At 70.7% G+C, this 13,223-nt stretch carries 14 protein-coding genes; 8 read left to right on the plus strand and 6 right to left on the minus strand.

The genetic code is table 11. The features are described from left to right. The first annotated feature begins 96 nt into the window (after positions 1-96). The 3 genes from J5X75_RS02800 to J5X75_RS02810 all read left to right on the plus strand — a co-directional run bounded on the left by J5X75_RS02800 (position 97) and on the right by J5X75_RS02810 (position 3,515). Positions 97-276, plus strand: a complete 180-nt coding sequence (locus J5X75_RS02800) for a DUF6104 family protein (protein WP_188119672.1) — start codon at positions 97-99, stop codon at positions 274-276. Positions 277-339: 63 nt separating this feature from the next. Next, positions 340-2,409 (plus strand): phosphate acetyltransferase, encoded by a 2,070-nt coding sequence (gene pta, locus J5X75_RS02805; protein WP_208465595.1) that lies wholly within the window; start codon positions 340-342, stop codon positions 2,407-2,409. Further along, positions 2,406-3,515, plus strand: coding sequence for an acetate/propionate family kinase (locus J5X75_RS02810; protein WP_208465596.1), 1,110 nt, complete (start codon positions 2,406-2,408; stop codon positions 3,513-3,515). The genes pta and J5X75_RS02810 overlap by 4 nt, the downstream gene beginning before the upstream one ends. On the opposite strand, the gene J5X75_RS02815 is transcribed toward J5X75_RS02810, so the two are convergent. After that, positions 3,512-3,670, minus strand: coding sequence for a hypothetical protein (locus J5X75_RS02815; protein WP_208465598.1), 159 nt, complete (start codon positions 3,668-3,670; stop codon positions 3,512-3,514). The genes J5X75_RS02810 and J5X75_RS02815 overlap by 4 nt on opposite strands. A gap of 117 nt (positions 3,671-3,787) precedes the next feature. Here J5X75_RS02815 and J5X75_RS02820 point away from each other — a divergent pair, with 117 nt between their 5' ends. Further along, positions 3,788-4,624, plus strand: a complete 837-nt coding sequence (locus J5X75_RS02820; protein WP_208465600.1) for an alpha/beta hydrolase family protein — start codon at positions 3,788-3,790, stop codon at positions 4,622-4,624. Here the strand turns inward: J5X75_RS02820 and J5X75_RS02825 are convergent. The 3 genes from J5X75_RS02825 to J5X75_RS02835 all read right to left on the minus strand — a co-directional run bounded on the left by J5X75_RS02825 (position 4,621) and on the right by J5X75_RS02835 (position 7,306). Beyond that, complete coding sequence (locus tag J5X75_RS02825) at positions 4,621-5,562, minus strand: zinc-binding dehydrogenase (RefSeq protein WP_208465602.1); 942 nt, start codon at positions 5,560-5,562, stop codon at positions 4,621-4,623. The genes J5X75_RS02820 and J5X75_RS02825 overlap by 4 nt on opposite strands. Before the next feature lie 60 nt (positions 5,563-5,622). Then, the gene (locus J5X75_RS02830) at positions 5,623-6,780 is read right to left on the minus strand and encodes an NAD(P)-dependent malic enzyme (protein WP_238487271.1); all 1,158 of its coding nucleotides are present in this window, start codon (positions 6,778-6,780) and stop codon (positions 5,623-5,625) included. Between the two features lie 214 nt (positions 6,781-6,994). Continuing rightward, complete coding sequence (locus J5X75_RS02835; RefSeq protein WP_274383410.1) at positions 6,995-7,306, minus strand: S24/S26 family peptidase; 312 nt, start codon at positions 7,304-7,306, stop codon at positions 6,995-6,997. An 85-nt stretch (positions 7,307-7,391) separates the two neighbouring features. Between J5X75_RS02835 and sodN the strand changes: the two genes are divergently transcribed. Both sodN and J5X75_RS02845 read left to right on the plus strand, forming a co-directional pair. After that, the gene (gene sodN / locus J5X75_RS02840) at positions 7,392-7,796 is read left to right on the plus strand and encodes a superoxide dismutase, Ni (RefSeq protein ID WP_183216932.1); all 405 of its coding nucleotides are present in this window, start codon (positions 7,392-7,394) and stop codon (positions 7,794-7,796) included. A 178-nt stretch (positions 7,797-7,974) separates the two neighbouring features. Continuing rightward, complete coding sequence (locus tag J5X75_RS02845; protein WP_208465707.1) at positions 7,975-8,370, plus strand: ATP-binding protein; 396 nt, start codon at positions 7,975-7,977, stop codon at positions 8,368-8,370. Between the two features lie 2,065 nt (positions 8,371-10,435). Here J5X75_RS02845 and J5X75_RS45845 read toward each other — a convergent pair. Further along, positions 10,436-11,128, minus strand: coding sequence for a FadR/GntR family transcriptional regulator (locus tag J5X75_RS45845; RefSeq protein ID WP_208465608.1), 693 nt, complete (start codon positions 11,126-11,128; stop codon positions 10,436-10,438). 38 nt (positions 11,129-11,166) lie between these two features. Then, a complete protein-coding gene (locus tag J5X75_RS02855; protein WP_307797896.1) occupies positions 11,167-11,562 on the minus strand; it encodes a hypothetical protein in 396 nt (131 codons plus the stop codon). A 40-nt stretch (positions 11,563-11,602) separates the two neighbouring features. Here J5X75_RS02855 and J5X75_RS02860 point away from each other — a divergent pair, with 40 nt between their 5' ends. Both J5X75_RS02860 and J5X75_RS02865 read left to right on the plus strand, forming a co-directional pair. Continuing rightward, positions 11,603-12,553: a diacylglycerol/lipid kinase family protein gene (locus J5X75_RS02860; RefSeq protein ID WP_208465610.1), complete on the plus strand. Its 951-nt coding sequence runs from the start codon at positions 11,603-11,605 to the stop codon at positions 12,551-12,553. Positions 12,554-12,964: 411 nt separating this feature from the next. Next, entirely contained in the window at positions 12,965-13,219 is a 255-nt protein-coding gene (locus J5X75_RS02865; RefSeq protein WP_183216939.1) for a WhiB family transcriptional regulator, read from the plus strand. The last annotated feature ends 4 nt before the right edge of the window (positions 13,220-13,223 follow it).

Below are 13,223 nucleotides of genomic sequence, written 5' to 3' on the forward strand. Positions count from 1 at the left end.
CGGCGCTGCGGGCGGCGGGGCGGCGGCGTTCGAACCCCCCCGCGGGGGGGGGGGGGGCCCCGCGGGGGGGGCGCCCCCCCTCCTACTATCCGGGGCATGTACTTCACCGATCGGGGCATCGAGGAGCTGGTCGAGCGGCGCGGCGAGGAGACCGTGACGCTGGAGTGGCTCGGCGAGCAGCTGCGCACCTTCGTCGACATGAACCCGGAGTTCGAGACCCCCATCGAGCGTCTCGCCACCTGGCTGGCTCGCGGCGACGAGGACGACGAGGACTAGATCACCGGGAGATCCGGGACCTTTGACCCGGCCGGGAGCATGCCCGGCCGGTAGTTTGAAGCCGTGGCACGCAGCGTCTACGTAGCGGGCTTGGGCCCGTCCGTCGGTAAGGGGACCGTGGCACTCGGCATCGTCGAGGCGCTGTCCCGCCAGGTCGCCTCCGTGGCCGTCTTCCGTCCGATGATCTCCTCCGGCAACCCCGATCCATTGCTCTCCGTGCTCCACGGGCGCTATCCGGGGCCGGACCCCGCGGAGGCGTTCGGCGTCACCCTGGCCGAGGCGTCCGCGCTGGTCGCCGACGGTCGCTGGGAGGAGCTGATCGGCCGGATCGTGGAGCGCTACCGGGAGGTCGAGCGGCACGCGAGCGCCGTGGTGATCATCGGCAGCGACTTCGCCGACAACCCCGGCGAGGGGCAGGACGAGCTGCCCCGGGAGTTCGCCTTCAACGCCCGGCTGGCGAACGAGTTCGGCAGCGTGGTGGTGCCGGTGGTCAGCGGCGAGGGCCGGTCCCGGGATTCGCTCGCGGCGGCCGCGCGCGGCGCGTACCACTCGCTTGTCGATCTTGGCACGACGGTGGTGGCGGTGATCGCCAACCGGGTGCCGGCAGCGGCTCTGGGTGGTGTGCCCGAAGGGCTGCCGGTGCCGTTCTGGACGCTTCCGGAGGTCCCCGCGATCGCCGCGCCGACCGTCGGGGAGGTGGCCGCCGCGCTGGACGCCGACGTCATCGCCGGTTCCGCCGGATCGCTCGAACGGGACGTGCTGGACTACGTGGTCGGCGCCGGGCAGGTGCCGACCGTGCTGGGCGCGCTGACCGACGGGGCGCTGCTGATCACCGCGGGCGACCGGGCGGACCTGCTGGTGGCGGCGAGCGCGGCGCACGCGGCCGGCAACGTCACGCTGGCCGGTCTGGTGCTGACCCTGGGCGAGCCGGCCGACGAACGGGCGCTCCGGGTCATCGAGCGCCTCAACACCGGCCTGGCCATGCTGGGCACCAAGACCGACAGCTACCACACGATCGCCGCGGCCGACCGGATCACGGCTCAGCTCAGCACCCCTCGCAAGATCGACGCGGCACTCGGGATCTTCGAGGAGAACGTGGACACCGCCGAGCTGTCCCGGCTGCTCGACGTGGCCCGGTCGAGCCGGGTCACGCCGCTGATGTTCGAGAACGATCTGATCGAGAAGGCCCGCGGCGACCGCCGTCACCTGGTGTTGCCGGAGGGCACCGAGGAGCGCATCCTGCGGGCCTCGGAGACGCTGCTACGGCGTGGGGTGGCCGACCTCACCCTGCTCGGCGACCCCACCGAGATCAACCGCCGGGCCCGGGAGATCGGCGTGGAGATCGGCGGCGCCCACCTGGTGGACCCGGCCACGAGCGAGTGGCGGGAGGAGTTCGCCACCCGGTACGCCGAGATCCGCAAGCATCGCGGCGTCACCCTGGATCTGGCCTACGACGTGGTCGCCGACGTCAACTACTTCGGCACCCTGATGGTGGCCGGCGGCCTGGCCGACGGCATGGTCTCCGGCGCCACCCACACCACGGCCGCGACGATCCGCCCGGCCTTCGAGATCATCAAGACGGTGCCCGGGCTGACCGTGGCGTCCAGTGTGTTCTTCATGCTGCTCGCCGACCGGGTGCTGGTCTACGGCGACTGTGCGGTCAACCCCGACCCGGACGCCGAACAGCTCGCCGACATCGCCCTGTCCTCGGCGCAGACCGCCGCCGCGTTCGGAATCGAGCCGCGGGTCGCCATGCTGTCCTACTCCACCGGCAGTTCCGGGGCGGGCGCCGACGTGGACAAGGTGGCGGCGGCCACCGCGCTGGTCCGGCAGCGACGGCCCGATCTGCCGGTCGAGGGCCCGATCCAGTACGACGCGGCGATCGACCCGGCGGTGGCCGCCGCCAAACTGCCCGGCAGCGCGGTCGCCGGCAAGGCCACGGTCTTCGTCTTCCCGGATCTGAACACCGGCAACAACACCTACAAGGCGGTCCAGCGGTCGGCGAACGCGGTCGCGGTCGGTCCGGTCATGCAGGGCCTGCGCCGACCGGTCAACGACCTGTCCCGCGGGGCGACGGTCAAGGACATCGTGAACACGGTCGCCATCACGGCGATCCAGGCGGGAGCGAAATGACTCGGGTGCTCGTGCTCAACAGCGGCTCGTCGTCGCTGCGATACCGGCTCTTCGAGGATGCGGAGGTGCTGGCCAAAGGCCTGGTCCAGCGGATCGGCGAGCCCGGCGGCGACGCGACCGACCACGGCGCCGCACTCCGGCGGCTGATGGACGAACTGGACCTGTCCGGGCTGGCCGCGGTCGGGCACCGGGTGGTGCACGGCGGCGAACGGTTCACCGCCTCGACCGTGGTCGACGACGAGGTGCTGGCGGCCATCGAGGAGCTGATCCCGCTCGCCCCGCTGCACAACCCGGCCGCGCTGACCGGACTGCGGGTGGCCCGTGACCTGCTGCCCGATGTCCCACAGGTGGCCGTCTTCGACACCGCGTTCCACGCCACGATCCCGCCGGAGGGCGCGCTCTGGGCGATCGACCGGGAGGTGTCGCGCAAGTGGGGGCTGCGGCGCTACGGGTTCCACGGGACGTCGCACGCGTACGTCTCCCGGGAGACCGCCCGGCTCCTCGACCGGCCGGTCGCCGACACCAACGTGATCACGCTGCACCTCGGCAACGGGGCCAGCGCCACGGCGGTCCGCGGCGGGCGCAGCGTGGCCACCTCGATGGGCCTGACCCCGCTGCCCGGGCTGGTGATGGGCACCCGCTCGGGCGACATCGACCCGAGCCTGATCTTCCATCTGCACCGGGTGGCCGGACAGTCGCTGGACGAGATCGAGGAGATGCTGACCCGCCGGTCCGGGATGCTCGGCCTGACCGGGGACAACGACATGCGTACGGTGCAGGAGCGGTGGGCGGCCGGCGATCCGGACGCCACCCTGGCCTTCGAGATCTACTGCCGGCGGATCCGCGAGTACACCGGCTCCTACCTGGCCGTCCTGGGCCGGGTGGACGCCATCACCTTCACCGGTGGGGTCGGGGAGAACTCCCGGGAGATCAGGGCGACGACCATGGCGGGCCTGGAGGCCCTCGGCATCGCGGTCGACCCGGACCGCAACCGGGCCAACGACGCGATCATCTCTCCCGACGGCTCCCCCGTGACGGTCTGCGTGGTGCCGACCGAGGAGGAGCTGGAGATCGCCTCCGAGGCCCGGAAGGCGGTCGGGGCCTAGAGCACCAGCCAGGCCAGCACGGCGATCAGCACGACCGCCACGGCGCCGCCGACGAGGTAGGGCATCTTGGACGGTGCCGCGTCGTCCGGTGTCGTCCGGGAGAAGGCCCGGAACGCCTCGGTGTTACCGCTCGGGTCGACTTGGTTGTCAGGCATGGGGCCGACCCTAACCACACCGGTCAAGGTTGGCGAAACCAATCCACCTGTTCGGCGGAACCCGGTGTGATGTCCACTACCAGGGAACTCTGATCTTTCGACGGCACAATGGTCGGCGTGTTGCGCCGTTCTCTCCTCGCCCTAGCCGCCACGGCCGGTCTGGCCGCCTGCGGCTCCGATCCGCGGCCGGCTCCCCGCCCGTCGCCCGTTCCGGAGAAGAAGACCACCACCCTCACCGGTACGGTCGAGGTCGCCCTCAACCGCGGCGGCGGCCGTGCCCTGCCGACCAAGGTGTGGCTGCCCGCCGCCACCGGGGCCCGCCCGCTGATCTACTTCAGCCACGGCCTGACCTCCCAGCCCGACGACTACGCCGAACTGCTGACCGCCTGGCAGGCCGCCGGTTTCGTGGTGGCCGCCCCGAAGTACCCGCACACCTGGCACGAGGCTCCCGAGTTCAACGCCGACGACATCGTCAACCAGCCCGCCGACGCCCAGTTCGTGATCACCGAGGTGCTGAAGGCGCTGCCCGACCGGATCGACGCGAACCGGATCGCGGCGGCCGGGCACTCGGCCGGCGCCATCACCACGATCGGCCTGTTCAGCGGCAGCCGGGACGAGCGGCTCAAGGCCGGGGTGCTGATCGCCGGCCGGCAGATGCCGCAGCCCGCCCCGTTCGCCGGCACGCCGTCGCCGCTGCTGTTCGTCCAGGGCAAGCTCGACGAGACGGTGACCTACGAGCAGGCGTACGGCGCCTACAACGAGGTGACCTGGCCCAAGGGCTTCCTGGAGCTTCCGCAGGGCACCCACCTGCCGCACCGGGACCAGCCGGCCGTGGTGGCCGCCACCACCACGGATTTCTGGCGCTGGACCCTGGACGGCGACGAGGCCGCCAAGACGAAACTGCCGCAGGACGTGGCCGCCACCGGCGTGGCCGGCCTGACCAGCACCTTCTAGAACGCGACGACGACCTTCCCGAAGACGTCACCGTCGGCGAGGCGGGCGAACGCCTCGCCGACCGCGTCGAACCCGAAGGTCGCATCGATCACCGGGCGGGCCTTACCGGACGCCACCAGCGCGAGCAGGGCGGCCAGCTCGTCCGGGGTGCCCATGCTGCTGCCCAGGATCTCCAGCTGCATGGCGAAGACCCGGCGCAGGTCGACCTGGGCCAGGTGCCCGGCGGTCGCCCCGCACACCACGATCCGGGCGCCCGGGGCGGAACACTTCATCGAATGCTCGAAGGTGGGCGCGCCGACCGACTCGATCACCACGTCGACGCGCTCCGGCAGCCGGGCGCCGGACTCCACCGCGGTGGCGCCCAGCTCGGCGATCCGCTCCCGCTTGGCGGCGTCGCGGCTGGTCACGTACACCCGCTTGCCGAGGCCCGCGGCGAGCGCCACGGCCGCCGTGGACACCCCGCCGCCGGCGCCCTGGACCAGCACCGAACCGGCCTCGGCGACCCGGCCCCGGGTGAACAGCATGTGGTAGGCGGTGAGCCAGGCGGTCGGCAGGCAGGCGGCCTCCGCGAAGGACACCCCCGCCGGCAGCGGGATCAGATTCTCCCGGGGCGCGGCGAGACGCTCGGCCAGCGTGCCCGGGTGCCGCTCGGAGAAGAGCGAGAAGCCCCGTGGATCGGCCTTGTCCTCGACCACCGGGTAGACCACGACCTCGTTGCCGTCCGGGTCCACCCCGGCCGCGTCACAGCCGAGGATCATCGGCAGCCGGTCGGCGGGCAGACCGACCCCGCGCAGGGACCAGATGTCGTGGTGGTTGAGCGATGACGCCCGTACGTCGACGGGCACCCAGCCGTCCGGGACGGAGAACGGCAGGTCACCCACGGTCAGGCCGTCGAGCGGCGCGTCGGGGTGCAGGGCGGAGGCGTAAGCAGCTCGCATGACCCGACCTTAGGACTGGTTCAGGGGACCACAGAAGCGTGATCCCCTGAACACCGTCGACTAAACGCTCTGCCGCTCCTGGGCCGGAACGGGCGAGGCGGCCCGGCGGGCGACCCCGTCCTCGATCGCGGCCGCGGCGACGGCGGCGGCCACCGCCGGGGCGACCCGCGGGTCGAGCGGCGACGGCACGATCGCCTCCGGGCGGAGGTCGTCGGCGACGATGGCGGCGATCGCGTCGGCCGCCGCCACCTTCATCCGGTCGGTGATCGTGGTGGCCCGGACGTCCAGCGCGCCCCGGAAGATCCCGGGGAAGGCCAGCACGTTGTTGATCTGGTTCGGGAAGTCGCTGCGGCCGGTCGCGACGATCGCCGCGTACTGGTGCGCGATCGCCGGCGGAACCTCCGGCGTCGGGTTGGCCAGCGCGAAGATGATCGCGCCCGGCGCCATGCCGGTCAGCGCCTCCTCCGGGATGCTGCCGCCGGAGACGCCGACGAGCACGTCGGCGCCGATCAGCGCCTCGGCGATCCCCCCGGTACGCCCGGAGACGTTCGTGACGGCGCCCAGCTCGGCCTTCATCCCGCTCAGGTCGCCGCGCTCGGCGTGGATGATGCCGCGCGAGTCGACCACGATCATGTTGGCGCCCTGGACACCGGCCGCCATCAGGGTGTTGGTGATCGCGACACCGGCCGCGCCGGCCCCGCTCACGACGACGCGCAGGTCACCGAAGGAGCGGCCGAGCAGCTTCGCGGCGTTGCGCAGGGCGGCCAGCGTGACGACCGCGGTGCCGTGCTGGTCGTCGTGGAAGACCGGGATGTCCAGCTCGGCGTCGAGACGGCGCTCGATCTCGAAGCAGCGCGGCGCGCTGATGTCCTCGAGGTTGATCCCGCCGAACGACGGCGCCATCGCCTTGACCGTGGCGATGATGCCCTCGACGTCCTGGGTGTCCAGCACGATCGGGATCGAGTCGACGCCGCCGAACTGCTTGAACAGGACCGACTTGCCCTCCATGACCGGCATGGCGGCCTTGGGACCGATGTTGCCGAGACCCAGGACGGCGGATCCGTCGGTGACCACGGCGACCGTGTTCGACGTCCAGGTGTAGTCGGAGTAGAGCGACTCGTCCTCGGCGATCGCCTCGCACACCCGGGCGACACCCGGCGTGTAGGCCAGCGAGAGGTCGTCGCGGCTGGCCAGCGGGACTGTCGCGCTCATCGTCATCTTGCCCCGGCGGTGCAGGTCGAAGACGGGATCGGCGGCGAGGGCGGGATCGAGTTCGAAACTGAAGAAAGACACGGTGAAACTCCACACTGCATCGACATTGATACGTGGCACCAGCGGGTCCTGGTCGCGAGTATGCGCCAGGCGGCGGTGCATGCGGGGATCACCCGGTAAACCGTCCACAGCACGGGTGTGCGCTGGGGATTAGAGGACACTAACGTAACCGGAAGGGTCTCGGGTAGTAGCGAAATATCACACGCCCGATGACATCAGCGACGCCGTGAGCACGGGAATCGTCCTCCACGAACTGATTGTCACCGACCAGCCACCACCCGCCGTCACGCATTTCCACCGCCCGTTTCACCACCAGCAGACCGGGCCGGGAACGGAACTCGCCGACCACGATGTCCCCGGCCCTTACCTGATCCGCTCCCCGGCGCACGATGAGGGCGTCCCCGGACCGGAGGGTCGGAGCCATCGAGGGCCCGTTCACAAGCACGGCGAACAGTGGTAATTGCCATCTCAACGCATCAAGCCTCCGTCGCGTTACGTTCAAGCTGTAAGGGGTAGGGTCAATCCCGGATCATCGCAAACTCTATGGAGGAGTCCTGATGCGACTTCCGCGTTTCCTCACCCCGCGCACCGTGGCCAGCGCCCACTGCGACCTGCCGTGCGGCGTCTACGACCCGGCCCAGGCCCGGATCGAGGCCGAGTCGATCAAGGCGATCGCCGAGAAGTACCAGGGGAACACCGACCCCGAGTTCCGCACCCGGGCCATCCTCATCAAGGAGCAGCGGGCCGAGCTGGTCAAGCACCACCTCTGGGTCCTGTGGACGGACTACTTCAAGGCCCCGCACTTCGAGAAGTACCCGAACCTGCACCAGCTCTTCAACGAGGCCACCAAGCTCGCCGGCGCCGCGGGCGCCAAGGGCTCGGTCGACCCGGCGATCGCCGAGCAGCTGCTCGGCAAGATCGAGGAGATCTCCAAGATCTTCTGGGAGACCAAGCAGGCCTGATCCGCGCCTGCGCCGACGGCCGGCCCGCCCCGTGCGAGCCGGCCGTCGGCGTCTCACACCCCCGTTTTCCACGCCATATCACCCACACATCGGAACTGGCGGTCACCGGGTGCTCCCGCAGCGTCCCGCAGCCGCTAGAGTCTCCCCCATCGGGAGGAGGGTTCGGGTGACTCAGCTGATGGACACGGAGCCGGTCGTCGGAGACGACGTCGTACTACTGACGGTGCCCGCCGACGGCGGCTACCTCAGCGTCCTCCGGACGGCCACCGCCGGCTTGGCGGCCCGCCTGCACTTCGCCCTCGACGAGATCGAGGACCTGCGCATCGCCGTCGACGAGGCGTGCGCCATGCTGCTGGCCATCGCCACCCGCGGCGCCGAGCTCGAGTGCCGCTTCGCGGTCACCGACGACGCCCTCACGGTCGAGGTCACCGTCGCCACCGTCCGCGGCGCCCGCCTCCCCTCCGAGTCGTCCTTCGCGTGGAAGGTCCTCACCGCCCTGACCACGAGCGCCGCCGCCGAGGCCAACGGCCGCCAGGCCACCATCCGCCTCCTGACCCGCCGCACCGAGTTCTGACCCCGGCGACACTCACCCCGCCCGGTCCGCTTCCGCTTCACCCCCTTCCCCGGTACGCGCGACCCCGCCCCGCCGCACCCACCCCGCCCCGCCGCGCCCCGCGACCACCTGCCCCCTCAAGGCCGTGCCGCGCCCGCCGGGCGTGAGCGGCACCTCCCCCTCACCCCCCACCCCCCACCACCCGAACCCAATGAGCCGGTGACCCAGACGTCCCCCACCCGATGCGCTGGCATGACGTCCACCCGGCCACCAAACACCCACCCCCCACACCCAGCACCACCACTCACACCAAGCACCACCGGCCCACCCACAGCCAAAGCGGCCGCCCCCACCCTCACCCCCACCGCCACCGCACCCGCACCCGCACCGGCACCGGCACCGGCACCGGCACCGGCACCGGCACCGGCACCGGCACCGGCGATCTTGAGTAATCGCCCACCCAATTCGGTGGCAAAACGCCCAAGATCCCGCCACCCGACACCCACCACCCACACCCAGCCCCTCCGGCCCACCAGCCCCACCAGACCCACCAGCCCCACCAGCCCCACCAGCAACCAAAGCCACCACGCCCCACCGGTGACCGAGGCCACCACGCCCACCGACGACCTTGGACGATCGCCCACCCCATGCGGTGGTCAAACGTCCAAGATCCCGCCACCCGACACCGCACCACCCACACCCAGCCCCACCGACCGCCACCAGCGGCCGAGGCCACCACCCCCCACCGGCGACCTTGAGCAATCGCCCACCCCATGCGGTGGCAAAACGCCCAAGATCCCGCCACCCCGCACCCACCACCTACCCCCAGCGGCACCGGCCCCACCAGCAACCAAAGCCACCACGCCCCACCAGTGACTGACGCCACCACGCCCACCGACGACCTTGGACGATCGCCCACCCCATGCGGTGGTCAAACGTCCAAGATCCCGCCACCCGACACCGCACCACCCACACCCAGTCCCACCGACCGCCACCAGCGGCCGAGGCCACCACCCCCCACAGGCGACCTTGAGCAATCGCCCACCCAATTCGGTGGCGAATCGTCCAAGATCCCGCCACCCGGCGCCCGCTACCCACGCCCAGTACCACCCACAGTCAAAGCCGCCACCACCAGCAGCCAAAGCCGCCACCAGCACCAGCACCAGCACCAGCAGCCAAAGCCGCCACCAGCACCGGCACCGGCACCGGCACCGGCACCGGCACCGGCACCGGCGACCTTGAGCGATCGGCCACCCGATGCGGCGGTATAACGTCCAAGATCCCGCGAGTTGGCACCCCACCCACCCGCATCCGGCACCACCGGTCCCGCCTGGCGGCCGAGGCTGCCACGTCCATCGGCGACCTTGAGCGATCGACCCCCGGTTTCGGTGGCATGACGTTCAAGATTCAGGGCGCCTTAATCACGGCCCGACAAGCGAAGGCCCTGATGGCCTGGCCGCCCGCGGCGGGACCGTCCAGGTGGTGGCTGATCTTGTCCGGCTGGTCCTCAGTGCTGTCTCGGGGCTGCTGAGACGGCACTGACGGCCAGCTTGGCAAGATCAACCACTGTCCGGACAGGCCCGGACCACTGAGCTCAGCCCGGCGGGCGCGGCACAGGCTTGCGCTGCAGCGACATCGCGGGGCGCCACGGAACAGCGAGGATTCGGCGGGTGCAGGGGCCGTCCGTACCGAGAAGGGGTTTGAAATGGATCCCGGGCCGTAAGCGCGCCCTCTCATGGAAAGGAACCGCCAAGCCGAAGCGCGACAGGCGGTCGAAGAGCGCGTCCATCCGAAGAGTGACAGGCGGCCGGAGGGCGGCGCCCCGCCGAAGAAGGGCCAGACGGCCGGAGGACGGCGCCCGCCGATGAGCAACAAGCGGCCGAAGAGCGACGCCCGCCGAAGAAGGGCCAGCCGAAGAAGGCCCGGCCGAAGAGCGACGCCCGGCCGAAGAGCGACGCCCCGGCCGAAGATGACCCGGCCGAAGAGTGGCGGGCGGCCCGAGAAGGGCCGGGCGAAGAGTGGCGGTGAAGAGTGGCGGGCGGGTGGAGACGGGTCGGGTGGAGGTGGCGGGCGGGTGGAGGTGCGGTCAGCGGACGGTTTCGGCTATGAATTCGAGGTGAGTGGCCGCTGCCCGGGTGGCGCCCTCGGCATCGCGGGCGACCACGCAGTCGATGATGGCGCGGTGATCGGCGTCGATGCGGTTCCAGTAGTCGGCGGGGAGGCCGCCGGTCACCTCTTCGCCGTAGGTGGCTTCGTACAGCGGGAGGCTGACCAGCTCGAAGAGCGGGTTGCCGGTGGCCTTGGCCATCGCCCGGTGGAAGGCGGAGTGCGCCGCCATCATGGTGTCGAAGTCGTCGATCGCCGGGTCGAAGAGGGCGCCCCGCAGTTCGGTGAGGTGGCTGTCGGCGCGGCGGACGGCGGCCAGGCCGGCGGCCGGGACCTCCAGGGCGCGGCGGAGTTCTAGCAGGTCGGCGAGGCCGACGTCGGCGGAGTGGGCGAGCAGGGCGAAGCCGGTGGAGAGGCCGTCGGCGAGCTGGCCGGCGTCGGGGTGTGCGACGAAGCTGCCGCCGGTGACACCTCGTGTGGTGACGATGAGGTGCTGGCTGGCGAGGAGGCGGAGGGCTTCCCGCACCGTGCTCCGGCTGACGCCGATCTTGACGCACAGCTCGGGTTCAGGTGGTAGTCGCTCGCCGGGTTGGAGGCGGCCGGATGTGATCTCCGCGCGTAACTCGTCGGCGAGCTGCTGGTAGGCGGGTGGGCGCACCGTTGAGCCGGTCACCCGTCCAGGTTAGGCCCTGATCCGCACCGGAAGACCGGCTAATCGACGCCCAACGCTCGGCTACTGGGTGGAAGAAGGATCAGCAATGCGGTCAGCGTGGCCAGGGCGAGCAGTCCGGCGCCGGCCCACTGCGGGCCGATCTGGAGGAGGAAGCCGCCGGTGGCGAGGAGGAAGAGCTGCACCACGATCGCCGGGCCGCGGGCCCGGGCGGAGCGCCGGCCGAGGGCGCGGGCCACCGCGAAGACGGCGAGCGCGGCCAGCGCGGACATCACGGTGAGCGCGGCGGCGACCGCGACGGCGATGTCGCCGCTGGTCAGATCAAGGACGATCAGGTACGCGGTGAGCGCCACGAGTCCAGCGCACTGCAGGTAGAGCAGGCGGACCCCCCAGTCGAGGGTGGCTGCGTCGACGGTCACGGGCTTCTCACCGGTCACCGCTGCACCATACCGACCGCTTCCGGGTAAGGTGCCGCGCATGCGAGCGTTGCTGGTGGTCAACCCCCGGGCGACGACGACCAGCGAACGGGCCCGCGACGTGCTGGTGCGGGCGTTGCGCAGCGCGGTGGACCTGACGGTGTCGTACACGGAGCGGCGCGGTCATGCCACGAGGCTGGCCCGGGACGCCGCCGAGAGTGGGATCGACCTGGTGGTGACGCTCGGTGGGGACGGCACCGTGAACGAGGCGGTGAACGGTCTGCTGACGGCGACGACCGCGCTCGACGGTCTGGCGGCGACTCCGGCGGACCGGCTGCCGGCGCTGGCCGTGGTTCCGGGCGGTTCGACGAACGTCTTCGCCCGCGCGCTGGGCATGCCCCGTGACTGGGCGGACGGGACGAGCGTGATCCTGGACGGGCTGCGCGACGGCCGGCATCGGGTGATCGGTCTGGGCCGCGCCGACGACCGCTATTTCTGTTTCACGGCCGGGCTGGGCTGGGACGCGGCGACCGTCCGCCGGGTGGAGCAGGCCCGGCTGCGGGGCCGTACGTCGACGCCGGCCCTCTACATACGCGCGACGTTCGGCCAGTTCTTCACCGGTCTGGACCGCAAGGATCCGCCGCTGGGCCTGGAGCGCCCGGATGAGACGCCGGACACCGGGCTGGCCACGGTGATCGTGCAGAACACCGCCCCGTGGACGTACGTGGGTGACCGTCCGGTCCATCTGAATCGGGACGCCTCGTTCGATCGGGGCCTGGATGTGACGGCTCTGCGCCGCCTGACGATCGCGGCCGGGGCGCGGACCGTGACACAACTCGCGTGGCGTAGCGGTGATCCACACGGTAAACAGGTGTTACGTCTGCATGACATCGCGGAGTTCACCGTGGTGGCGTCCCGGCCACAGCCCTTCCAGCTGGACGGTGACTACCTGGGGGAGCGGCAGAAGGTGCACTTCGTGTCCGTTCCCTCGGCTCTGCGTGTGATCTGCTGACGGCAGGGTACGAGTCTCGGCACGTGCTCACGATCCGTTACAGAAGCGCGGGCAAAAGGTCTGCGAGATGGCCGGGACCGTACTACATTGATGGGAGCGTTCGTCAACCGGCTCTGGCAGCAGCGGCGGAACCGGACATATGGGTGCGTGAGTCAGCTCACCCGCCGGGAGAAACTTCCAGCGCTACCCTTGACATCGCGTGAGTTCGTGAAAGCATTCACAAGCGATAAGAAGTAACCGGTTGCCGGTTGTGCGCGTTCCTTAATCCGGAAGCGCAAAACAGCACCAAACCCCAAAGCTTGCTGACGCATCGGTGAGCGTACGGGCACAAGCCGTCGCCGACCACTGCGCTCGCATATAGGTAAACAGCACTGTTTTCATTACCCCATCCGAAACAAGGAGTTTGCCGCCATGGACTGGCGTCACGATGCGATCTGCCGCGACGAGGACCCCGAGCTGTTCTTCCCGATCGGGACGAGTGGTCCGGCGCTCCTGCAGGTCGAGCAGGCCAAGGCCGTGTGCCGCCGGTGCCCGGTGACCGAGGAATGCCTCTCGTGGGCACTCGAGTCCGGTCAGGACGCCGGCGTATGGGGTGGGATGAGCGAGGACGAGCGGCGCGCCGTCAAGCGTCGTGGCGGTCTTCGGATCAGCGCCCCCACCGCCTGAATCA

It is taken from the genome of Actinoplanes flavus, assembly GCF_017592555.1.
Taxonomy (GTDB): Bacteria; Actinomycetota; Actinomycetes; order Mycobacteriales; family Micromonosporaceae; genus Actinoplanes; species Actinoplanes flavus.